This is a genomic window from Miniimonas sp. S16 (assembly GCF_057748195.1).
On record NZ_CM173242.1, the window covers coordinates 912751 to 935319 of the forward strand.

General features: G+C 76.0%; 20 protein-coding genes. 7 read left to right on the forward strand and 13 right to left on the reverse strand.

Going from position 1 to position 22569, the window contains the following annotated elements:
- The first annotated feature begins 10 nt into the window (after window positions 1–10).
- From aroA to AC3AQ1_RS04095, 3 genes are read left to right on the forward strand one after another with little or no spacing between them, the layout of a single operon-like run.
- A complete protein-coding gene (gene aroA / locus AC3AQ1_RS04085) occupies window positions 11–1438 on the forward strand; it encodes a 3-phosphoshikimate 1-carboxyvinyltransferase (protein ID WP_108717922.1) in 1428 nt (475 codons plus the stop codon).
- Window positions 1439–1445: 7 nt separating this feature from the next.
- The gene (rsgA, locus tag AC3AQ1_RS04090; RefSeq protein ID WP_108717923.1) at window positions 1446–2492 is read left to right on the forward strand and encodes a ribosome small subunit-dependent GTPase A; all 1047 of its coding nucleotides are present in this window, start codon (window positions 1446–1448) and stop codon (window positions 2490–2492) included.
- Window positions 2489–3418, forward strand: coding sequence for an inositol monophosphatase family protein (locus AC3AQ1_RS04095; RefSeq protein WP_108717924.1), 930 nt, complete (start codon window positions 2489–2491; stop codon window positions 3416–3418). Before rsgA ends, AC3AQ1_RS04095 begins: the two co-directional genes overlap by 4 nt.
- Window positions 3419–3441: 23 nt before the next feature.
- On the opposite strand, the gene AC3AQ1_RS04100 is transcribed toward AC3AQ1_RS04095, so the two are convergent.
- The 3 genes from AC3AQ1_RS04100 to AC3AQ1_RS04110 are packed head-to-tail and all read right to left on the reverse strand — an operon-like array spanning window position 3442 to window position 6005.
- Window positions 3442–3906 carry a DUF6912 family protein gene (locus tag AC3AQ1_RS04100; RefSeq protein ID WP_108717925.1) on the reverse strand — a complete coding sequence of 155 codons (465 nt, stop codon included), beginning with the start codon at window positions 3904–3906 and terminating at the stop codon, window positions 3442–3444.
- A 4-nt stretch (window positions 3907–3910) separates the two neighbouring features.
- Window positions 3911–5308 (reverse strand): CpaE/TadZ family protein, encoded by a 1398-nt coding sequence (locus AC3AQ1_RS04105; protein WP_108717926.1) that lies wholly within the window; start codon window positions 5306–5308, stop codon window positions 3911–3913.
- Window positions 5301–6005: a CpaB family protein gene (locus AC3AQ1_RS04110; protein ID WP_108717927.1), complete on the reverse strand. Its 705-nt coding sequence runs from the start codon at window positions 6003–6005 to the stop codon at window positions 5301–5303. The genes AC3AQ1_RS04105 and AC3AQ1_RS04110 overlap by 8 nt, the downstream gene beginning before the upstream one ends.
- Window positions 6006–6092: 87 nt before the next feature.
- Between AC3AQ1_RS04110 and AC3AQ1_RS04115 the strand changes: the two genes are divergently transcribed.
- Window positions 6093–6308 (forward strand): helix-turn-helix domain-containing protein, encoded by a 216-nt coding sequence (locus tag AC3AQ1_RS04115; RefSeq protein ID WP_234417753.1) that lies wholly within the window; start codon window positions 6093–6095, stop codon window positions 6306–6308.
- An 89-nt stretch (window positions 6309–6397) separates the two neighbouring features.
- Here AC3AQ1_RS04115 and AC3AQ1_RS04120 read toward each other — a convergent pair whose 3' ends face one another.
- Window positions 6398–6910, reverse strand: a complete 513-nt coding sequence (locus AC3AQ1_RS04120; protein ID WP_108717928.1) for a hypothetical protein — start codon at window positions 6908–6910, stop codon at window positions 6398–6400.
- A 91-nt stretch (window positions 6911–7001) separates the two neighbouring features.
- Between AC3AQ1_RS04120 and AC3AQ1_RS04125 the strand changes: the two genes are divergently transcribed.
- Both AC3AQ1_RS04125 and AC3AQ1_RS04130 read left to right on the forward strand, forming a co-directional pair.
- The gene (locus tag AC3AQ1_RS04125; RefSeq protein ID WP_108717929.1) at window positions 7002–8117 is read left to right on the forward strand and encodes a LysM peptidoglycan-binding domain-containing protein; all 1116 of its coding nucleotides are present in this window, start codon (window positions 7002–7004) and stop codon (window positions 8115–8117) included.
- 2 nt (window positions 8118–8119) lie between these two features.
- Window positions 8120–8725: an Rv3235 family protein gene (locus AC3AQ1_RS04130; RefSeq protein ID WP_108717930.1), complete on the forward strand. Its 606-nt coding sequence runs from the start codon at window positions 8120–8122 to the stop codon at window positions 8723–8725.
- Window positions 8726–8742: 17 nt separating this feature from the next.
- On the opposite strand, the gene secA is transcribed toward AC3AQ1_RS04130, so the two are convergent.
- From secA to mtrA, 8 genes are all read right to left on the reverse strand, one after another.
- Window positions 8743–11694, reverse strand: a complete 2952-nt coding sequence (gene secA, locus AC3AQ1_RS04135) for a preprotein translocase subunit SecA (protein ID WP_108719971.1) — start codon at window positions 11692–11694, stop codon at window positions 8743–8745.
- Window positions 11695–11842: 148 nt separating this feature from the next.
- A complete protein-coding gene (locus AC3AQ1_RS04140; RefSeq protein ID WP_234417755.1) occupies window positions 11843–13129 on the reverse strand; it encodes a threonine/serine exporter family protein in 1287 nt (428 codons plus the stop codon).
- The gene (locus tag AC3AQ1_RS04145) at window positions 13092–13772 is read right to left on the reverse strand and encodes a winged helix DNA-binding domain-containing protein (protein WP_108717931.1); all 681 of its coding nucleotides are present in this window, start codon (window positions 13770–13772) and stop codon (window positions 13092–13094) included. Before AC3AQ1_RS04145 ends, AC3AQ1_RS04140 begins: the two co-directional genes overlap by 38 nt.
- 190 nt (window positions 13773–13962) lie before the next feature.
- Window positions 13963–14604 carry a ribosome hibernation-promoting factor, HPF/YfiA family gene (gene hpf / locus AC3AQ1_RS04150; protein ID WP_108717932.1) on the reverse strand — a complete coding sequence of 214 codons (642 nt, stop codon included), beginning with the start codon at window positions 14602–14604 and terminating at the stop codon, window positions 13963–13965.
- Window positions 14605–14758: 154 nt separating this feature from the next.
- On the reverse strand, window positions 14759–15505 hold the full coding sequence (locus tag AC3AQ1_RS04155) for a ComF family protein (RefSeq protein ID WP_108717933.1): 747 nt from the start codon (window positions 15503–15505) through the stop codon (window positions 14759–14761).
- A gap of 52 nt (window positions 15506–15557) precedes the next feature.
- Window positions 15558–17450, reverse strand: coding sequence for an LpqB family beta-propeller domain-containing protein (locus AC3AQ1_RS04160; protein WP_159096370.1), 1893 nt, complete (start codon window positions 17448–17450; stop codon window positions 15558–15560).
- Window positions 17451–17542: 92 nt separating this feature from the next.
- Window positions 17543–19237 carry an MtrAB system histidine kinase MtrB gene (gene mtrB, locus AC3AQ1_RS04165; protein WP_108717935.1) on the reverse strand — a complete coding sequence of 565 codons (1695 nt, stop codon included), beginning with the start codon at window positions 19235–19237 and terminating at the stop codon, window positions 17543–17545.
- A 93-nt stretch (window positions 19238–19330) separates the two neighbouring features.
- Entirely contained in the window at window positions 19331–20014 is a 684-nt protein-coding gene (gene mtrA, locus AC3AQ1_RS04170) for an MtrAB system response regulator MtrA (protein ID WP_108717936.1), read from the reverse strand.
- 19 nt (window positions 20015–20033) lie between these two features.
- Between mtrA and AC3AQ1_RS04175 the strand changes: the two genes are divergently transcribed.
- Window positions 20034–21245 carry a hypothetical protein gene (locus AC3AQ1_RS04175; RefSeq protein ID WP_108717937.1) on the forward strand — a complete coding sequence of 404 codons (1212 nt, stop codon included), beginning with the start codon at window positions 20034–20036 and terminating at the stop codon, window positions 21243–21245.
- A gap of 27 nt (window positions 21246–21272) precedes the next feature.
- Here AC3AQ1_RS04175 and nhaA read toward each other — a convergent pair whose 3' ends face one another.
- The gene (gene nhaA, locus AC3AQ1_RS04180) at window positions 21273–22565 is read right to left on the reverse strand and encodes a Na+/H+ antiporter NhaA (protein ID WP_108717938.1); all 1293 of its coding nucleotides are present in this window, start codon (window positions 22563–22565) and stop codon (window positions 21273–21275) included.
- Window positions 22566–22569: the final 4 nt, after the last annotated feature.

Consider the following 22569-nt stretch of genomic DNA (forward strand, 5'->3'; position numbering starts at 1 on the left):
CCCTGGCGGGGTGACCACCGCCTGGCCCGCCCCCCTCGCGACGAGGCCCGTCGACGCCGTCGTGCCCGTTCCCGGCTCGAAGTCGCTGACCAACCGCTACCTCCTGCTCGCGGCGCTCGCCCAGGAGCCGACGCACCTGGTCGCACCCCTGCACTCGCGGGACTCGGCGCTCATGATCGAGGCGCTGCGCACGCTCGGTGCCCGGGTCGAGGTCGCCGACGACGGCGACGTCACCGTCACCCCCGGCCCCCTGGTCGGCGGTGGCGCGGTGGACTGCGGCCTCGCGGGGACCGTCATGCGGTTCGTCCCGCCGCTCGCCGCGCTCGCGGACGGACCCGTGACGTTCGACGGCGACCCCCGCGCCCGCGAACGCCCCATGTCGGGCGTCATCGACGGCCTGCGGGCGCTCGGCGTCGCCGTCGAGCGGGCAGGTGCCGGCCAGACCGACGCCGAACCCGAGGCCGACGCCGACGCCGACTCCGACGTGGAGCTCAGCACGCTCCCCTTCACGGTGCGCGGCACCGGCCACGTCCTGGGCGGCGAGCTCGAGATCGACGCCTCCGCATCGAGCCAGTTCGTCTCGGCGCTGCTGCTCGTGGCCCCACGGTTCCACCACGGTCTGGACCTGCGCCACGTCGGCGAGCGGGTACCGAGCCTGCCGCACATCGAGATGACGCTCGCCGTGCTGCGCCAGCTCGGGGTGGACGCGCAGGCGGTGGGTCCCGCCCGCTGGCGCGTCGAGCCGGGTCCGGTCGCGGGCGGCGAGGTGGTCGTCGAGCCGGACCTGTCCAACGCTGCGCCGTTCCTCGCGGCCGCGCTCGTGGCCGGCGGCAGCGTGACCGTGCCGCACTGGCCGACCCGCACGACACAGCCCGGCGGCCTGCTGCCGGACATCCTCACCGCGATGGGAGCGCAGGTGCACCACGACGGCGACGCGCTCGTCGTGCGCGGCACCGGACAGCTTCGCGGCATCGACCACGACCTGTCCGCGGCGGGCGAGCTCGCCCCGACCATCGCGGCGCTCGCGACCGTGGCGTCCTCGCCGTCGCGCCTGACCGGGATCGCGCACCTGCGCGGGCACGAGACCGACCGCCTGGCCGCGCTGGTCGCCGAGATCACGCGGCTGGGCGGCGTGGCGCGCGAGCTGTCGGACGGCATCGAGATCGAGCCGGGTCGCCTGCACGGCGCCGCGGTGGAGAGCTACCACGACCACCGGATGGCCACCTTCGGCGCCGTCGTCGGGCTCGCCGTGCCCGACGTGCGCGTCGTCGACGTCGCGACGACCGCGAAGACGCTGCCGGACTTCCCGGGCATGTGGGACCGCATGCTGACGTCCGTCGCCGACGCCCAGGTGGGTGACGAGGGCGGGACGGACCCCGCCGACCCGGTGGACACGCCGGGCACGGCGAGCCTTGCGAGTCCCGTGAGCCCCGCGTGAGGCGCCGGTGAGGTCGCGCGGCACCGACCTCGACGAGTCCGACGTCCGGGTCCGACCCCGCCGGGGCGGCAGCCGTCCGCGGACCAAGCAGCGGCCCGCCTACGCCGGCGCCGTCGAGGGCTTCGTCACGGGCGTGAACCGGGGCCGCTACGACGTGCTGGCCGAGGGGCGCGCCGTCATCGCCGTCACGGCACGCGAGCTCGGTCGCGGCGGCGTCGTCGTGGGCGACCGCGTCCGGCTGGTCGGGGACCTCTCCGGGGCCCGGGACACGCTCGCGCGCATCGTGTCGGTGGCCGAGCGCGAGACGCTGCTGCGCCGCTCGTCCGAGGACACCGGCGGGGTGGAGCGCGCCCTGGTCGCCAACGCCGACCAGCTCGTCGTGGTGACCGCGCTCGCCGACCCTGAGCCCCGCACACGCATGGTCGACCGCTGCCTCGTGGCAGCCTTCGACGCCGGGATGGACACCCTCCTGTGCCTCACCAAGTCCGACCTCGCCCCGGCCGAGCCGTTCCTCGCCGGCTACGACCCCCTCGACGTGCCCGCCGTCGTGACGCAGCGCACCGAGTCGCAGATCGTCGGGCTCGACGGCGAGGGCGGCCTGCGCGAGCTCCTCGCGGGCCGGATCTCGGTGCTCATGGGGCACTCGGGCGTCGGCAAGTCCACGCTCGTCAACGCCCTCGTCCCGCACGCGCAGCGCGCCGTCGGCCACGTCAACGCGGTGACCGGGCGCGGACGGCACACCTCGACCTCCGCCGTCGCCCTCGCGCTCCCCGGCGGCGGCTGGGTCATCGACACCCCGGGCGTGCGCTCGCTGGGCCTGGGTCACGTCGACGTCGCCGACGTCATCGCCGCCTTCCCCGACCTCGCCGAGATCACGACGGCGTGCCCCCGCGGGTGCACCCACCTGGCCGGGGCGCCGGGGTGCGCGCTGGACGTCGCGCTCGCCCGTCCGGCCGACCCCCGCCTCGCAGCACGTGTGGAGTCGCTGCGCCGCCTGCTGTCCTCCCGGCTCGGCGAGGACGAGCCCGCCCGACGACCCGAGGGAACCGCATGACCAGCCCGACCGACGCCTCGCCGGACGCCTCGCCGGACGCCTCGCCGGACGCCTCGCCGGACGCAGGAGCGACACGGACGGCCGCGGGCGCGACGCAGCCCGGCGCCTCGGGCGGCAGCGCAGCGCCCACCGCCGTGCCGGTCGGCGCCTACGACGGCGACCTCGCGCTCGCGCTCGAGGTCGCGGACGCGCTCGACGCCCTCACGTCGGCCCGCTTCGGCGCGCTCGACCTGCGCGTCGAGGCCAAGCCGGACGCGACGCCCGTCTCCGACGCCGACACGGCGGCCGAGCGGATCGCGCGCGAGCACCTCGCCGTCGCCCGCCCGGCCGACTCGCTGCTCGGGGAGGAGTACGGCGGCGAGGTCGCCCGGACCGGGCGCCAGTGGGTGATCGACCCGATCGACGGCACCAAGAACTTCGTCCGGGGCGTGCCGGTCTGGGCGAGCCTCGTCGCGCTCGTCGACGACGGCGTGGCCCGGGTCGGGGTCGTCAGCGCACCGGCACTGGGGCGCCGTTGGTGGGCGGCGCACGGGTCCGGCGCGTGGCGCAGCGTCGCGGGAGGTGCGCCGGAGCGCCTGGCGGTGTCCGCCGTCGCCGACCTCGCCGACGCGTCCGTGTCGTACGCCAGCCTCGACGGCTGGCGCGACCGCGACCTCCTGACGGTGTTCCTCGACCTGCTCGGCTCGGTGTGGCGCACGCGCGCGTTCGGCGACTTCTGGTCCTACGTGCTGCTGGCCGAGGGCGCGGTCGACGTCGCGACCGAGCCCGAGCTCGCGCTGCACGACATGGCCGCGCTCGTGCCGATCGTGCAGGAGGCGGGCGGGCGGTTCACGTCGCTGGCCGGCGTGGACGGGCCGTTCGGCGGGGACGCACTGGCCACCAACGGCCTGCTGCACGCCGAGGTGCTCGCGCGCCTGCAGGGCTGACGGCGGCTCACCCGGCGCCGAGCTCAGCCGACGCCGAGCTCGGCCCGCACGTCCGCCAGCTCGCTCGGGTCGAACCACAGCAGGTCGATCTCCACGAGCGCGTCGAACGCCTCCTCGTCGCCGCCGACCGCCGCAGCCACGAGCTCCTCGGCCTCGGCGTCGTCGACGTGCACCGCCACGACGTGCGACCAGGGCACCGCCACGACCCCCAGCACGCTGGGCAGCCCGCGCAGCTCCTCCGGCGCCGCCTCGTCGGGGCGCACGTCGTCGACCTCGACGGCGAGCACCACCCGCCGGGGCCGCGCGCCCAGGCGAGCCACCCGCAGGACGGACGCGTCGGCCGCGGTGAGGAACGCCGACAGCTCCAGGCCCTCCTCGTCCTCCTCCGACAGCGCGGCACGCAGCGCGGGGGTGACAGCGGAGGCGACGGCGCGCACGCCGTCGGGGTCGGCGAGGTCGGCGGCGGTCGCGGGCAGGTAGAGGCGCACGGGCTCAGTCTCGCAGGCCCGGGCCCGACACCCGACGGCGCCCCCACGGCGCCCGTCGACGGCCCCCCGGGGCGGGCTCGCCGTCGCCCTGCGTCGTCCCGGCGGCGACGAGCGCCCGGGCGATCCCCGCGAGCGCACGGCGCGCGGGCGCCCGCGGGGCGTGCTGCGCGAGCGTGCCGCCGGCCAGCAGCGCGGCGCCGACCGCGTCGTCGTACGGCACGTTCCAGGACGGCGCGCGGCCGACGAACCGGACCAGGGCGTCCGCGACGGCGTCCGCGGAGCGGGCCGGTCCGGGCCGGGTGGCGTTGACGACGATCCGCAGCTCGCCGGGCGCGTCGAGCTCGGGCAGGTCCGTGAGCGCCTGCACCGCGCGTCGGACGCCCACCGGGTCCACGGGCACGACGGCGAGCAGCACGTCCGCGACGCCCAGCACGCTCCGGGTGGCCGCGTGCCGGTCGGCGCCGCGCACGGGCGCGGCCTCGGGTCCTGCGGCGACGTCGACGACGGTCCAGTCGGTCCGCGAGCGCAGCGCGCCGAGCACGACCTCCAGCGCCTCGGGCGCGATCTCCCGCCACCGGTCGGCGCGCGTGAGACCCGAGACGAACGCGACGCCGTCGGGCATCGTGCGCACGCGACGGCGCAGAGTGTCGGGGTCGAGGGTGCCGTCGGCCGCGGCGCGGCACAGCGCCGCCAGGCCCGCGGTCTCCTCGAGCACCCCGAGGACCTGCGCCATCGCCGGCGCGACGGTGTCCGCGTCCACGAGCGCCGTGCGCTGCCCGAGCCGGACGAGCTCCGCCGCCAGGCCGGCGGCGATCGTCGTGCGCCCGGGCGCTCCGGCCCCGCTCCACACCGCGAGGACGCGGCCGGGCCGGTGCGGCGCGCGGCGAGGCGCGGCGGCGCCACGCGCCGCCCCGTCCCCGCTGCGAACGGCGTCGCTCTCCCGGCCGGAGTCGTGGTCGTGCTCCGAGGCGCCACCGCGCTCACCGCCCGGGTCGACGTCCCAGTCGGCACCCGGCCGCCACGCCCAGGGCGAGGACTCCGGCGCGAGGCCGGCGCGCTCGACCAGCGAGCGCACCTCGCGCGCGACCGAGGCGGCGACGTCGGTCCCGTCCGGCACCACGACGTCGGCGCCGAGGGCGCCGGCCCGGTGCAGGTCCTCCGGACCGACGACGAGCACGGTGAGGACCCCGCCGCGCGCGAGCGGGACGATCCGGGTGCGGTCCACGCCACGCTCGAGGGCGAGCACGGCGATCTGGCCGGCTCCCGCGGCTGCGGCCGCGAGCAGCTCCGCGAGGTCGGCGCAGCGCCGCGTGACGACGAGCCCGTCCTCCTGACCGAGCGCCGCGACGACGTCGGGCTCGTGCGGGCCGGGGAGCCAGACCAGGACGCCGTGCTCAGCCACCCGGGTGCTCCACGAGGGTGACCGTGGCGCCGTCGGCCTGTGCCTGGAGCACGGCTCCGACCACGTCGGCCGGGACCAGCACGCGCGCCACCTCGCCCGAGGCGGAGCGGAAGAGCCCGCTGTCCTCCTCGACCCCGAGCACGGTGACGCCCTCGGCGAGCACGGTGGCCTCGCCGTCGTCGCCGTCGGGCACCGACCACAGGTCGACCACCGCGCCCGGGCGGACCTGCGCGCCGGCGGGAACGGGCACCGGGACCGGACGACCGGTGACGTCCGCCGCCGTGCCGACCGCGGAGGAGGGCACGAGCTCGCCGGCGCCGACGAAGCTCGTCACCACGCCGTCCTGCGGCAGCGCGTCACCGGCGAGATAGGTCCCGCTCGCGCCGTCCCAGCTCAGCCGGACCGCGGTCACGACGTCTGCGGTGAGGCGGTCCCCGGGCGCGAGGTCGGTCGTGGCCACCCAGGCCTGCTCGCCCGAGCTCGCGCGCTCCACGGCCCAGCTCCCCAGGGCGACGGCGGCGGCCACGAGCGCGAGCCCCAGCGCGAACCGCGGGGTGCGCCAGAACGGGCGCACCGTCACGGTGGGGGCCAGTGGACCCCGAAGCTCGCCGGACCTGGAGGCCTCGTCCACGCTCATCGCCACCCGCTCTCTCGCCCGGCCGGTGCGCCGGGGACGGCCCGCCTCGATCTGCGCCATCGTGCCAGTCCAAGGGCCTCAGGGCGACATATCCACAGAACCGGTGTCAGATCGCACCGAACCACGTCGGGATGCCACACTTGCGCCATGGCCGACTCCAAGCCCGAGCCCATGCTGGCGCTGTCCGACGTCGCGCAGGTTCTCGGCGTCACGGTGCCCACCGCCCGGTCTCTCGTCAAGCGGGGCGACATCCCCGGGTTCCAGGTGGGCGGGCGCGGCATCTGGCGGATCGAGCGCCGCGACCTCGACGCCTACATCGAGCGCGAGAAGGCCGCCGCCGCGCACCGCGCGGGCCGCGACTGAGCCCGCCCGTCGGGGCGGAGGCCGCCACTCGGCGTCACCGCCTCGGCCACCTGGACGTCCGCACGTGTGCCCGCCCGCGCGCGCGGAGGTCAGCGCTCAGCCACCGACGTGATCGCGTGGAACGGGATCGTCACGCGTGACCTGCCGGGCCGTTCGACCACGTCGACGTGGTCGCGGCCGACCTTCGTGAGCTCACCGACCACGACGCGTCCGAGCGTCGTCACCGCGACGTCCCCCTCGAGCTCGGCGAGCGCACGCAGCACGTGCCCGAGATCCAGCCGGCGCGCCGCGCGCCCTTGCTCGGGCGCCGCGTGGGCGAGCGCCTCGACCCACTCGACGGCGTGCAACGGGACCACGACGCGCCGACGGCCTTGACCGAGCAGGAACCACGTCGACCCCGCGTCCAGCAGCTCGCCCGCGACCCGTTCGCCGCCTCGTGCGCCCAGCACGACTGAAGTGCCCAGGCGGGCACGCACCCGGTCCGCGAGCTCGACCTGCGAGTCCTCGGCGACGGCCAGGTCGGCGACCTCCGCATCGAGCTCGTCGGCGAGCTCGGCCTCGACCTGCCGCTCCAGGTCCGCGAACAGCTCCTCCCAGCGCACACAGGCATGCTTCCACATCCCTTGACACTCTCGCACCGCCACTGTCAGCATTTCGGAATGTCATATCGCCTCTAACCACTGAGGACGTGCTATGGATCCCTCCCACCGCCGCAACCCGCGCCGCAACCCCCGCCGCACGGCCGTGGCGCGCCTGGTCGCCCTCGGGCTGGGCACCGGCGTGCTCGCGGCGCTGCTGACGGCGGTCGCCGGCCAGCCGGGGCTCGAGCCGGTCCGACTGTCCGACCTCGTCACCCGGGTCGTGTGCGGCGCGGGCGCCCTCGCGGCCGCCTGGTATGCCCTCACGGCGCTCGTGGCTGCGGCGGTGCTGGCGTTGTCGGGCCGCCGCCAGACCCCCTCGGCGTTCCGGGCCGACTCGCGGCCAGGCGCTCGTCCCGGCGCTCGTGCAGACGGTCGTGCCCTCGTGCTCGCCCCGCGCCTCGTGCGGCGGATCGTGCTCGGGGCGAGCGCGGGCGGCGCCGCGATGGCCCTCGCCGCGACGGCGGTGGCCGGCCCGTTGCCCGCCGACCTCGGATACGGCGCACCGGCGGCACCCTCGCCCGGACCGACCAGCGTCGCGTCGGCGTCCGCCGGTCCCACCGGCTCGGTCACCGACCCGGCGCCGTCCTCCGCGGCGCCGGCCGCGACCGCCCCTCCCGCGGGGTCCGGCACGACGCCCACCAGCGAGGCGCCCACCAGCGAGGCGCCGACCACCGGGTCGCCCACGACGGCCGCGACGGAGCCGTCGGCGATCGCCTCAGCGTCGTCGACGCCGGTCACGACGCCGGTCACGACGCCGACGTCCACGTCGACCACCGGTCCCGCCGTCACCAAGCGACCCAAAGCGCCCGCCGCCCTGCCCGCGAGCCTCGCGGCAGACGCAACGCGGGCCGCCGTCCCGATGGCGCCGCCCGCCGTGGCGCCCGCGTCAGCCGCCACACCCACCGCCGTCCCGACGGCGTCGCCGACCGCCGTCCCGTCGACGCCGCCCGCCGCCGACTCCTTCGCCCCCGCGCCGGAGATCCGGTACGAGGTCCAGTCCGGCGACAGCCTCTGGTCGATCGCCGTCACGCACGGCGCGGCGAGCGTCGCCGAGGCCGACGCGGCGTGGCGCGAGTGGTGGCAGCTCAACCGTGAGGTGGTCGGCGACGACCCCGACCTGATCTTCCCGGGGCAGCTGCTCCGGGAACCCGCTCACCCCGAGGAGTGACGATGGCCGCCCTGCCCGAGAACTGCCCGATGTGCCGGCGAGCCCCGGACGTCGGCTCGCCCCTCACCCCGGCGCGGCCCACCACCCGGCCCGCGACGGCGAGCACCGCCCGGCCACGGACGTCACCGGCGCTCATGGTCGCCGTCGACGGCTCCTCCGGTGCAGCCACGCCGACGGCGGCGGTGCGTGCCGCCTCGCCCGTGGGCGAGGGCGCGCGCACCGGGGCGCGCGCGTCGACCCGGGCCGCCGTCGCGGACGTCGCGGACGCGGTGCCGCCACCGGTCGAGGTCGAGCGGTGGGCGGGCGCGCTCGCCGTCGCGACGACCGAGGTGCTCGTGGGGTCGCGGCCGCCGCAGCAGCTGAGCCGCTGGTACGCGCAGGAGGTCTACGCCGCGATCGTGCGGCGCGCGGGGCTCGCGGTGCGGCTGCACGGGCGGCCGGCCCGGCGGGTGCACGCGCACCTCGTGGCCCTGCGCTCGTGCACCACGCCGTCGGGCAGCCACGAGGTGTCCGCGGCCGTGCACGACGGCACCCGCGTCCGGGCCGTCGCCCTGCGCGTCGCGCCGTTCGGCGGCCGCTGGCGCGTGGACGCGCTCGTCGTCGGCTGACGAGCCGACGAGCCGGGTCAGCGGCGCTTCTTGGCCTGCTTCGCGGCGCGCCGCCGCTCCTCGCGGTTGTTGCCGGCGCCCGCCGCGCCGCCCGGTGCCGCACCGGCACCCGCAGCACCGGCTCCGCCGCCCGCAGCGCCGCCCGGACGCCCGGACGCAGCAGTGGCCCGCACGACGCCGGGGCGCGCGGCGCCCGTCGACACGAACGCCGAGCCGTCCTCGTCGGGCGCGGAGTACTGCAGCCCGGTGGGACGCTGCGGCGCCGCGATGCCGAGCGCGGCGTCGAGCGCGTTCTCCTCCACGGTCCGCCCTGCCGGGCGCTGCTCGGCCTCGGCGACGTTCTCGTCGCCGGACTCCTCGCCGTCGGGCTCCGGCTCCTGCGCGGAGGCGACGTCGTCGACCGGGTCGGGCTCGCCGTCGTCCGTCGCGGCGGGCACGGGCGCGTCGGCGGCCTGCTGGCCCGCCGCGACCTCCGCGCCCTCGGTGGCGGCCTCGGCGGGCGCGGCCTGCGGCACCTCGAAGTTGAAGAGGTACCCGACCACCTCCTCGCGCACCGCCTCGTTCATCACGAGGAACATCTGGTAGCCCTCGCGCTGGTACTCCACCAGCGGGTCACGCTGCGCCATGGCGCGCAGGCCGATGCCCTCCTTGAGGTAGTCCATCTCGTAGAGGTGCTCGCGCCACTTGCGGTCCATCACGGCGAGCACCACGCGGCGCTCGAGCTGGCGCATGAGGTCCGGACCGAGCTGCTCCTCGCGGCGGGCGTAGGCGAGCTCGGCGTCGGACAGGATCTCCCGCAGCAGGACCTCGCGGGTGAGCCGGATCTTGCCGCCCGCCTCCTCCTCGACCTCCTCGACGGTGAGGGAGATCGGGTAGATCGGCCGCAGGAGGTTCCACAGCTCCTCGAGGTCCCAGGACTCCGGCTCACCGGCGGTGGCGTTCGTGACGGCGTCCGTGAGCACCGTGGTGATGAAGGAGCGGACCTGGTCCTCGAGGTCCTCGCCGGCCAGCACGCGGTGCCGCGTGCCGTAGATCGCCTCGCGCTGACGCGACAGCACGTCGTCGTACTTGAGCACGTTCTTGCGGATCTCGAAGTTGCGCGCCTCCACCTGGCTCTGCGCGCTCGCGATGCCCTTGGAGACCATCTTCGACTCCAGCGGCAGGTCCTCGGGGTAGGCGGAGGAGCTCATGAACCGCTCGGCGAGGCCGGAGTTGAACAGGCGCATGAGGTCGTCCTGCATCGACAGGTAGAACCGGGACTCCCCCGGGTCGCCCTGTCGGCCGGAGCGGCCGCGGAGCTGGTTGTCGATGCGGCGGGACTCGTGCCGCTCGGTGCCGAGCACGTACAGCCCGCCCAGCTCGACCACCTCGTCGTGCTCGGCGGCCACCGACTCCTGCGCCTCGCGCAGCGCCTCGGGCCAGGCGGCCTCGTACTCCTCGGGGGTCTCGGTCGGGCTCAGCCCGCGGCTGCTCAGCTCGGCCACCGCGAGGTGCTCGGCGTTGCCGCCGAGCATGATGTCGGTGCCGCGGCCGGCCATGTTCGTGGCGACCGTGACGGCGCCCTTGCGACCGGCCATCGCGATGATCGCGGCCTCACGCGCGTGGTTCTTCGCGTTGAGCACCTCGTGCGGCACGCCCTGGCGCTTGAGCTGGACCGAGAGGGCCTCGGATTTCTCCACCGAGGTCGTGCCGACCAGCACGGGCTGGCCCGCAGCGTGCCGCTCGACGATGTCGTCGACCACGGCGCGCAGCTTGGCGTCCTCGGACACGAACACGAGGTCGCTGTTGTCCACGCGCTGCATCGGCCGGTTGGTCGGGATCGGGATGACGCCCATCGTGTACGTGCTCTGGAACTCGGCCGCCTCGGTGAGGGCGGTACCGGTCATCCCGGAGATCTTGTCGTAGAGCCGGAAGTAGTTCTGCAGCGTGATCGTGGCGAGCGTCTGGTTCTCGGCCTTGATCGGCACGCCCTCCTTGGCCTCGATGGCCTGGTGCATGCCGTCGTTGTAGCGCCGACCGGCCAGGACGCGCCCGGTGTGCTCGTCGACGATGAGCACCTCGCCCTTGAGGACGACGTAGTCCTTGTCGCGCTTGAAGAGCTCCTTGGCCTTGATGGCGTTGTTGAGGAACCCGATCAGCGGGGTGTTGAGCGACTCGTAGAGGTTCTCGATGCCGAGGTGGTCCTCGACCTTCTCGATGCCGGGCTCGAGCACGCCGACGGTGCGCTTCTTCTCGTCGACCTCGTAGTCGGCGTCGCGCTCCATCCGGCGCACGACCCGCGCGAACTCCGAGTACCACTTGTTCGCGTCGCCCGAGGCGGGCCCGGAGATGATGAGCGGCGTGCGCGCCTCGTCGATGAGGATCGAGTCGACCTCGTCGATGATGACGAAGTTGTGCCCGCGCTGCACGAGGTCGTTGGTGGACCACGCCATGTTGTCGCGCAGGTAGTCGAAGCCCAGCTCGTTGTTCGTGCCGTAGGTGATGTCGGCCGCGTAGATCGCGCGCCGCTCCTCGGGCTTCTGCCCCGTGAGCACGACGCCGGACGTGAGCCCGAGGAAGCGGTAGACCCGGCCCATGAGCTCGCTCTGGTAGCTCGCGAGGTAGTCGTTCACGGTGACGACGTGCACGCCCTTGCCCGACAGCGCGTTGAGGTAGGCGGGCAGCGTCGCGGTGATGGTCTTGCCCTCACCGGTGCGCATCTCCGCGATGTTGCCGAGGTGCAGCGCCGCACCACCCATGAGCTGCACGTCGAAGGGACGCTGGCCCAGGGTGCGCTTGGCGGCCTCACGTGCGACGGCGAACGCCTCCGGCAGCAGCGAGTCGAGCGACTCACCGTCCGCGTGGCGCTTCTTGAAGACGTCCGTCTCATCGCGCAGCTCGGCGTCGGTGAGGTCACTGACGGCGTCCTCGAGCGCGTTCACCTGCGCAGCGATGCCGTGCAGCTTCTTGAGGACGCGTCCCTCGCCCATGCGGAGGATGCGGTCGAGAATGGCCACCCTGTGCTCCCGGAGTCGTCGCGGCGGCGCTCGTGCGAGCACCACGGGCGCCCGGAACCCGGACGCGCTGCCCGTCCATCGTAGGCGCCCCCGCGGGCGGACGGTCCCGACGCGGCTCGGCTCAGCGCTCGAACGCCCACTCGCGGTCGGTCAGCATGCGCGCGACGGCGAGCCCGACCGAGATGCCGAGCACGACCACGACGGCCTGCACGGCGTAGGCGACGGTCTGCGACGTCGCGCCGTCGCCCAGCCCCGAGACGGCGAGATAGGTCGCCGAGCCCGGCACCATGATCACGACGGCGGGCACCGAGACCGTGATCCGGGGGATCTTCAGGGTCGGCGCGACGTAGGCGGCGACGACGCCGACGACGAGCGCGGCCGCCGCGGCGGCCACCGCCGCCGACGCGCCCACCTCGATCATCGCGATGCGCCCGACGTTGGGCAGCGTCCCGACGGCGGCCGCGGCGAGCGCGGTGCGGACCGGCGAGTTGAACATGAGCGCGAAGCCCAGCACGCCGACGAAGCTCGCGGCGAGCTGCGCGAGCCGCAGGAGCACGGTGCCCGTGACGGCCGGCGGCGGGCTCGGCGTCGCGCCGAACGTGTGCGAGACGGCCCAGATCACGATCGCGGCCGAGCACACGATGACGACGGCGTAGGTCAGTCGCGCGAGCCCCGCCGACAGGTCCAGGCGCGCGAGGTCGAGCGCGGCCGTGACGATCGCGAACCCGGGCACGAGGAACAGGACCGAGGCGATGAAGCCCGACTGCGGACCGCCGGCGGCCACCCCCGCGAGCGTGAGCAGCGTGACGGCGCCGAGGAAGACGAGGGTGGCCGTCAGCGCCGCGAGCATCGTGACGCCGAGCTGGTTGTACCGGCGTGCGAGCAGCAGGCGGCGCACCACCTGGCCCGCGAAGGCGCCCAGGGCGGCGCCGAGCATCTCCGCCCAGCCCTCCCCGAGCAGGAACGCGAACGCGCCGCACGCGATGCCGGCCCACACCCCGGACAGCAGCGGGGACCACAGGGGACGACGTCGTTCGATCTCGTCGAGCCGCTCCTCGAGCTCCGCCGGGGTGATGGAGCGGCCGCGGAGGGAGGACACGAGCAGCTGCAGCCGGGTGAGCCGGTCCGCATTGACGCCGATGTCGCGGCTCTCGGTCACCTCGGTGCGGAACGAGCGCCCGCGGTGGGACGTCGTCGTGATCTCGGTGAGGGTGACGTGCGCCTGGTGCCGCTCGATCCCGAGCGCCGCGGCGACCGCGGCCATCGAGGACTTCACGCGATAGCTGCCGGTCCCGGACGCGAGGCTCATCCGACCCACGCGGAGCACGAGGCCGGAGCGACGCACGAGGTCCATCTCGTCGTCGAGAGCCTCACGCGCCGCCCAGCCGTGCAGCGGGTTCGTGCTCACCGCGCCAGCATCCCACCTCGGGTCGGTGTGCGGCAGGACGATGGTCACGACCCGCGCGGCGTCGCCGTCGGGCACGACGGCGTGCCTCGCGTCGGGCCCTCAGGCGGCCGCGGCTGCGGCGACCGAGCAGCTCCAGCGCGGTCTTCACCTCGCTCCACTCCCACCAGCCCGCGCGGCCGCCCGGGCTCTCGAGCACGCGCTCGACCTCGCGGCTCGTGAGGGCGCCGCGCTCGCCGATCACGGCCTGGATCCTCGTCAGGAGGTCCGCCCGCTCCGCCCCGAACGAGAGCGCCCACGAGCCCTCCCGCCGGGCGGCGCGCCGGTGCGCGAGGAGCGCGTACACCTCGGGCGGCACGTAGGCCGCCTCGTGCGCGATCTCCTCGACGAGCAGCCGCGGGGCGCGCGCGGTCGCACGGTCCAGGACCGCGAGGTCGTAGGGGCCCAGCCGCGCGAGCACGGGCAGGAGGTGGGCGCGCGCCAGCACGGACACCGAGTCGATCTGCAGCACCCCGACGTGCTCGGTCATCCGGGCGAGGTTCGCGCGGGTCACCCGCGCGGGCCGACGGCCGGTGAGCTGCTGCGCTGCGACCCCGACCCGGCGCGCCTGCGGCAGGGACATGACGGGCGGGCCGGCGGCGCTCATGCGGGCATCGTGCCACCCACCACCGACACCGCCGCCGGCAGGCGCCAGGCGGTCAGCGGTCCTGCCCGCAGCGGGGGGTGAGCGCCCCGGGACGCACCGGAGGGCCAGCGGCCCGGCACGCGGCGGGGCCGGCACCCGTGCGGGTGCCGGCCCCGGACCAACGTGGCGGCGGTCGGTCGACCGCGGCGCCTCAGTCGCGCGTCTCGGCCTGCGCGTCCAGCCGGATCACGCCGTACGTCCAGCCGTGCCGGTGGTAGACCACCGCGGGCTGTCGCGTCTCGGCCTCGATGAAGAGGTAGAAGGGGTGCCCGGCGAGCTCCATCTCGTCGATGGCGTCCTCGACGGTGACCGGTGAGGTCTTGTGGACCTTCTGCCGCACGATCACGGGCGAGTCGCCCAGCTGGCTCTCGACCGCGACGTCCGGCTCGGTGGGAGCCGTGATGCGGGACTCGTGGTCCGGCTCCGCGGACCCGGTGACCAGGCCGTCGGGCTCGAGGACGGGCAGCGCCTTCGCCTCGCGCCGGTGCGACCGGTCCTTCCTGCGGTCGTGCGCGCGGCGCAGGCGTTCGATGAGCTTGGTGGTCGCCACGTCGAGCGCGGCGTAGGCGTCGGATGCGCTGGCCTCGGCGCGGACCACCGGTCCGCGGTCACGCACCGTCAGCTCGATGCGCTCGGACGAGGCGGCCTGCCTCGGGTTGGGCTCGTGCGTGACCTCGACGTCCACGCGCTGCGCGTACGGTGCGAGCTGCGTGACCTTGCCGAGCTTGTCCTCGACGTGCCTGCGGAACCGGGCCGGGACCTCGGTGTGCCGTCCGACGACGACGATTTCCATCTCCACCTCCAGGAGAGTGACCGGTCGGTGCCGGTCTGGGCTGAGTGGGGCGGTCCACCCGTGCCGGGTGGCGCGATCAGGGCACCACCCCCTCGGTGAGCGCCGCCCCACGTGTCCCCGCCATCGGGTTCGGGACGCGCTCCATACAGGGACGTTACTCGACCATGACCGAGCGTGACAGTCCGTGGACGGCGCGTCCCGGTGGGCGGGCAGCGGCGAGCACGACGGCGCCCAGCACCGTGCCCCCGGCCGCCGTCACGGCCGTCCGGCAGGCCTGGAGCGTTCCGCCCGTGGTGAGCACGTCGTCGACGAGCACGACGGCCGTCCCGTCCAGGGCGAGCCGGGTGCGCACGGGCGCGTGCCGCCGTCGGGCACGCGCTCCCGCGCCCCGGTGGGTGCGCCGCCCGCCTCCGCCGAGCGCGACGACCACGCGCGCGGGCCGGCCCGCCTCGGCCAGGCCGCGGGCGACGGCGAGGGCGAGCCGCGTCACGGGAGGGCGGCCGCGCAGGCGGCGGTGCGGGCCCGACGGCGCGGGCACCACCCACACCTCGGCGGCGCCGCCGGGTGCGTCGGGACCACCCGCGGCCCGGGTTCCGCACGCGGCGAGCACCCGCGCGAGGTGCGGCTCGACGTCGAGCCTGCCCCGGGTCTTCCAGCCCAGCACGATCCGGCGCACCTCGCGCTCGTACCACCCGCAGCCCCACACCGGCAGGCCGGGTTCGAGCGCGGGCGCGCCGCCGTCGACGCGCTCGGGTCGCAGGAGCTCGAGGCACGCGGCGCACAGCACGACGTCCCAGCGACCGCAGCCGGCGCACTCCAGCGGCACCGCGAGGCGCGTCGCCTCCGCGGCGACGTCGCGCACGAGGGCGGCGAGCCGAGGCGGTCGCGGGAGCCGTGCCATCCCTCGATGCTGGCAGGCGCGCCCCGCGGCCGCGCCGAGCCTGTGGACGGCGTCAGCCCGGGAAGGCGGGCTCCCCCACGCCCGTGGTGACCTCGTCCCAGCGCAGCGAGACCCGCACGAGCAGCCGACCGTCCGCCGTCCCGACGAAGAGGTGCGAGACCCCCTCGCCCGCCGCGAGGGTGATGGCCTGGGGCGTGGAGGACACCACGGCGGACGGCCCACCCACCGTGACGGACCGGACCAGCGGGGCCGCCGAGGCGTCCTGGGTCACGAGCGCGGCCACCGTCGTGGGGTCGGCCCACGCGACGTCGAGCCCGCCCGCGAACGCGGCGAGCGTGGGCCCGAGCACGAGACGCGTCGGCTCGCCGTCGCCCCCGCGCACCACCGACGCAGCCACCAGCACCGCACGCCCGTCGCTCTCCCCGAGCACGACGGCGCGCGCCCCCTCCCGGGACAGCCGCACCTGACGAGGGCTCAGCTGGGCGAGGCCGTCGGCCGCGACCGTGACCACCTGGCCGTCCGGGCCCACCGCCCGCAGGTCCGCGGCGCCGCGATCCCCGGTCCAGACCCAGCCGAGGGGGTCCTGGGAGGGCGGGAGCGGATCGGTGAGGGCCAGAAGCTCCCTCACCGCGCCGTCGGGAGCGACGTGGACGAGCGAGGACCCTGCGAGCGCGGCGAGCCCCGCCGCCGGGTCGTACGCGGGCGCCGGGTCGGTCAGTCCCGTCACCGCGGGCGCGTCGTCCGCCGCGACGCCCGAGGCCCACGCGACCCACGGCACCACGTCGTCGTCGGTCACGACGACGAGCCCCTCCTCGCCGACGCCGACGAGCACGTCGCCGACGTCGGCGCCGAGGCTCGGCGTGGGGGCGTCGGCGGCGGGCTCGTAGGGCGTGCCCGCGAGCCACACCGTCACGTCCCGCACGCCGGGCACCCCGAGCAGGGTCTCCTCGATCTGGGCCACCGCCAGGTCGCGCGACGCCGCCGGGACGTCCGCGGCCGACTGCGCGAGGTGCACCTCGACGCTGCCGTCGTCCGCCACCGCGACGCTGCGGCCCTGCTCGAGGCTCGCCTCGGTCGGGATCCGCGTCACGACGGCGGGCGCGAGCCACGTCGCCGGCCCGCCGAGCAGCAGCGTCACCGCGTACGAGGCGGAGTTGCGCACCGGCACGTAGCGCACGTCCGGCACGAACGAGGCGACGTCGGGCGTGAGGAACTGCAGCGGGACGGCCCGGAACACCTGGGAGAACTGGAACTCGGTGAGCAGGAGGCCCTGCGGGAGGGTCTCGATGCGCCACTCCCCCTCGACCCGGACCAGCCCGAACGCGAGCTCGGACGTCCCGGGCGACTCCGAGACCGAGTACACCCCGCCCGGGTCGAGGTCGCCCGCCGCGACGACGGCGAGCGTGACCGTCACGCGATCGCCCGCGGTGGCGGCACTGCCCGCACCGTCCGCACCCCCGCCGCCGGGCGCGTCCGTGCCGTCGGTGTCCGGTGCCGGCGTGACGGGGGCGGGCTCGCCGTCGTCCGTGCCGTCCGTCCCGCTGCCGGTCGCGCTCGTGGCGGCACCGGCACCGTCGACGTCGTCCGTCGCGGAGTCGGTCGCGTCCTCGGTCGTCGCGTCCTGGTCGTCCACCCGGAAGCTCTGCGGCTCGTCGTTGCGCGCGATCACCACCTCCGCGAGGGGCGACCACTGCGCGCCGGCCGACGTCGTGAGGTAGGAGCGGGCGACCTCGAAGTCCCCGTCGGCCGACAGACCGGCCGGTCCGGCGGCGAGGAAGCCCTGGACGATCTCCTGCGGCCCGTCCCCCGGGCCGGGGCGGCTCGCCTCGATGCGGATCGCGTCGGCGGCGGGCGCCGCCGTGCGGCCCTGGTGCACCGGGCCGGACACGGGCAGCTGCGCGCAGCCCGCGACGAGGCCCGCGAGCGCCAGCACGACGGCGAGCACCGCCGCGCGCCTGGTCCTGCGGTCGCTCCCACGGGTAACACCACGGCCGGTCCCCCGGCCGGTCGTGCGACCCGCTCGCTCCGCGACGGGGGTCATGGCCCCACCTCCCTCGTCTCGCCGAGCTCCGGCAGCGCCGCCGGAGACGGACCGGTGCTCACGCGTGTGGGCTCGGGATCCGCCGTCGTGCGCTCGAGCGGCCCGGGCGAGCTCGTCACCACGACGCCCGCGCGACGCGGCAGCGTGAGTCGGAACGACGCGCCGACGCCGGGCCTGCCCCACGCCTCCAGGCGGCCGCCGTGCAGCCGCGCGTCCTCGAGCGAGATCGCGAGCCCCAGGCCCGTGCCGCCGATGGTGCGGGCGCGGGAGGGGTCCCCGCGCCAGAAGCGGTCGAACACCTGCTCGGTCTGCCGGGCGGTCATGCCGACCCCGTGGTCGACGACGCTCACGGCCACGGCGCGGTCGTCCGCCGCCACGACCACCTCGATTCCCCGCCCCTCGGCGTGCTCGATCGCGTTCGCGAGCAGGTTGCGCAGCACGCGCTCCACACGTCGCGGGTCCAGGTCCGCGCGGCACGCCTGACCCGGCTCCTCGAGCACGAACGAGGTCCCCATCCGCTCCGCGAGCGGCGCGGCGAGGTCGACGGCGCGGCGCACCACGGTGCGCACGTCGAGGTGCTCGACGTCGAGCACGGCCGCCCCCGCGTCGAACCGCGAGATCTCGAGCAGGTCGGCCAGCAGCGCCTCGAACCGGTCGACCTGGGTGTGCAGCAGCTCGGCGGACCGGCGCGTGGTCGCGTCGAAGTCCCCGCGGGCGTCGTAGAGGAGCTCGCTGGCCATCCGGATGGTGGTGAGCGGCGTGCGCAGCTCGTGCGACACGTCCGAGACGAACTGCTGCTGCACGCGCGAGAGGCCCGCGAGCCGCTCGATCTGGTCCTGGAGGCTCTCGGCCATCTCGTTGAAGCTGCGGCCGAGCAGGGCCAGCTCGTCGCGGCCGTGCTCCGTCATGCGCTCGTCGAGGTGCCCCGCGGCGAGCCGCTCCGCCGTCCGGGCCGCCTGCTGCACCGGGCCGAGCACCTGCCGGGTGAGGTACAGCGCCATCGCGGCGAGCAGCCCGAGCAGCGCGAACGCCGCGAGCGCGAGGGTCTGCTGGATGAGCGTGAGCGTGCTCTGCTCGGGGATGAGGCTGTAGACGAAGTACAGCTCGTACGCGCCCACCTCCGGCGGGAAGACGCGGGCGCCGACCACCACGCCCGGGCCCGTGCCGTCGGCGGTGTCCACCGTGACCGCCTGCCACTGCTGCGTCGTGGAGTCCTGCACGGCGCTGCGCAGGTCCTCGCTCAGGGTCACCGGCGAACCCACCGAGAAGTCGATCGGGCTGATCCCCGTGTCCGACGGGCTGCGGCGCAGCATCGTGCCGATCGCGCCCGATCCCGGGCTCTGCGCGGCCCGCACGATCTCGAACGCGACCGACTGCACCTGAGCGGGCGTCGTCGCGGTGGCGGCGTCCAGCTGGGCCTGGATCTGCGCGGTGCGCGAGGACGCGTCCGCGAGCGCCTCGGCGACGCGCTGGTCGTAGAGGGCGTCCCGCACCCGGTCGGAGAGGTAGGCCGAGACCAGCGCGAGCGCGACGATGCCCACCACGGTCGTGACGGCCAGCACCCGCAGGCGCAGCGAGCGCCGCCACGCGCTGCGCGCCTGCGCCAGCGCGATGGCGATGCGTCGGCGCGGGCGCAGGCCTCGCCAGCGGGGGCGCGGGCGGGCGTCAGTCGGGGAGGCGACAGTGCTCACGGGCTGCTCACGGACTGCTCGGGGGTCTCGGCGGGCTCACGGTGCTGGGCCGTCTGGGAGGTCGCGGGTCGCGGTGGCTCGAGGCTCGGTCGCTCAGGTGGTCGGCGTCCCGGCGCGGTAGCCCACGCCGCGCACCGTGACGACCACCTCGGGGTGCTCGGGGTCCCGCTCGATCTTCGCCCGCAGGCGCTGGACGTGCACGTTCACCAGGCGGGTGTCGGCTTGGTGCCGGTAGCCCCAGACCTGCTCGAGCAGCGCCTCGCGGCTGAAAACCTGCCACGGCTTGCGCGCGAGCGCCACGACGAGGTCGAACTCCAGCGGGGTGAGCGCGATCTGCTCCCCGCCGCGCAGCACGCGGTGGCCCGCGACGTCGATCACGAGGTCGCCGATGTGCAGGCGCTCGGTGGAGTCGTGGTCCTGGCGGCGCAGTCGCGCCTTGACCCGCGCGACGAGCTCCTGGGGCTTGAACGGCTTGACCATGTAGTCGTCCGCGCCCGCCTCGAGCCCGCGCACGACGTCGAGCGTGTCGCTGCGCGCGGTCAGCATCACCACCGGCGTGTCGGCCAGGCGGCGGATGTCGCGGCACACCTCGATCCCGTCCTTGCCCGGCAGCATGAGGTCCAGCAGCACGAGGTCGGGGCCGACCTCGCTGAACACCTCGAGCGCGTGCTCGCCGTCGGGACAGAAGGCCGCCTCGAACCCCTCCGAGGCCAGCACGATGCCGATCATCTCGGAGATGGCGGGGTCGTCGTCGACCACGAGGATGCGTGAGCTCATGGGCCTATCGTGTCATTCCGTGACCACTGGCCGGGGCTGGGACGACGGGCGGTGGCAGCCCCCCGACCTCACGCCCCCGCCACGGCCCACCACCGGCCGCCGCGCGGGCGCTCCCGGACGCGCCGCGGGCGCCGGCGGCGACGACGGCGCCGCCCCGCCCGTCCTTCCCCCGCCGGCCCCCGCGGGCCCTCCGCCCGCGGACCGACGGCCGCTCGCCGTCGGCGACCTCGTCGACGCCACCATCGCGGCGATCCGCGCCGCACCACGCGTGATGTGGACGTTCGGCGCGCTCGTCGTGGTGCCGCTGGGGGTGCTGGCCGCGCTGCTCTCGGCGCACTCGCGGTTCGCGGCCCAGATCGAGCACGGCCTGGACGTGGCCGTCCCGCCGGACGCCGGAGCCGAGATCGACGCGATGCTCTCGCAGGCGCTCGTCTCGACCCTCGGCGCCCTCACGTCGGTCCTCGGGACGGCGCTGCTCGGCGCGGTCGCCGCGGTGACCCTGCGGCAGGTCGCGACCCGCGGCCGGGCCGACGTGCGTGGGGTGTGGCGCGCGGTGCGCCCCCGGATGCCGGGCGTGCTGGCGATCGCGGCGCTCGTCGTCGTGCTCCTCACCGCGCTGGTGGCCGCGGTCGCGGGTGCCGTGGTGCTCGCGGGCGCGCTGGGCGGGGTCCTCGTGGCCGTCGGTGCAGGCGTGCTCGCCACGACCGCCGCGCTCGTCGCCGCCGCCCGGGTGCTGCCCGTGCTCGCGCTCGCCGCGCCGCAGCTCGGCGTCTCGCCCGCCCCGGGCGTGGCTGCCGCCCTGCGTGCCGCGACGGTCCTGGCGCGTGGGACGCGCTGGCGGCTGATCGGCATCTGGCTGCTCACGACGATCACGCTGCACATCGCCGCGGGCGTGGTGAGCTCGCCCGTCGCGTTCGTCGCGTCGCTGCTCCCGGCGACGTCCGGGCCGGTCTCGGGCTGGGTCGTCGCGGTGCTCGGCGGAACCGTGGCCGCCGCCCTCACCGCACCGATCGGCGCACTGGTGCTCGCCGTCGTGCACGCCGACCTCGCCGAGGTCGCGGGGCTCGGCGCCGGGGCACCCTCGGGCGCCGCCACCCCGGTCGACGCCGCGCATGCTGCCGGGCCGAAATCGACCGCGCCCACGGCCCCTCCGTACGTCCCGCCCGCGGCTGCGCCAGGAGCGCCCACGACCCCCGCGGAGCCGCCGCACCCGGGGCACCCGAGCCCCTAGCCCGGGCCGCCGGCCGCGCGGCCCCTGCTACGGCGCGGACCTCCCGCGCCCGGTCCGGACCAGCCGGAGCGCCACGGCCCCGATCGCGGCCGCCACCACCGAGGCGAGCAGCACCACGAGGACGACCTCCTCCGCACGGTGGGTGCCCTCGAAGGCGAGCGAGCCGATGAGCAGCGACACGGTGAACCCGATGCCGCCGAGCGTGGCGACGGCCGCGATCTCACGCCAGCGCACGCCGGGCGCGAGCGTCGCGCGCGTGAACCGGCACAGCAGCCACGTCGCGCCGGTGATGCCGAGCGGCTTACCGAGGACGAGACCGAGGAAGACGCCCCACGCCACCGGGTCGGCGAGCGTCGAGCCGAACAGGCTCGGGTCGATCACGACGCCGGCCGTGAACAGCGCGAACACCGGGACGGCCACGCCGGCCGAGACCGGCCGCCAGCCGTGCTCGAGGCGTTCGGCGAGGCTGCCGCGCCCGTCCTCGGCCGCGACCTGCCCCGGGTCCGGCGAGGGCGCCGAGGCCTCCGACCGGGGCCGGCTGCTCCGACGGGCCACGGCCGGCACGACGAGCCCGAGCGCGACGCCCGCGATGGTGGCGTGCACGCCCGCCTCGAGCGTCGCGAACCACGCGAGCAGCCCGAGCGGGACCGCGACGACGGCGAGCCAGCGGCCGTCCGCGAGGCGCGTGCGCACCACGAGGGCGAAGGACGCGACGGCGAGCGCGGCCACAGCGAGCCAGCCCAGCCGCAGGCCGTCGGAGTAGAAGAGCGCGATGACGAGGATCGCGAGGAGGTCGTCGACCACGGCGAGCGTGAGCAGGAAGGCGCGCACCGCCGTCGGGAGCGAACGCGCGACGAGCCCCAGCACGGCGATCGCGAACGCTATGTCGGTCGCGGTGGGCACGGCCCAGCCGGACACGTCCCCGCCCGCGGCGGTCGCGTTGATCGCGACGTAGATCGCGGCCGGCGCCAGCATCCCGCCGAGCGCCCCGACCATGGGCACGACGGCGGTGCGTGCGTGGCGCAGCTCGCCCACCTGGATCTCGCGGGTGAGCTCGAGGCCGACCACGAAGAAGAAGACCGCCAGCAGACCGTCGGAGGCCCAGTGCGCGACCGAGAGGTCCACCGGACCGACGGCGAGGTGGTGGTGGGACAGGCGCTCGAACGCGTCGGCCGTCGGGCCGTTCGCGAGCACGAGGCCGAGCACCGCGCCGGCGATGAGCAGGACGCCGCCGGTGCGCTCACCCCGGAGCGTGTCGGCGAGGTTGCGCTCGGCGCCGGGGGTGAGTCGGCTGAAGAGGGGTGTGCGCGGGAGGGTCACGGTG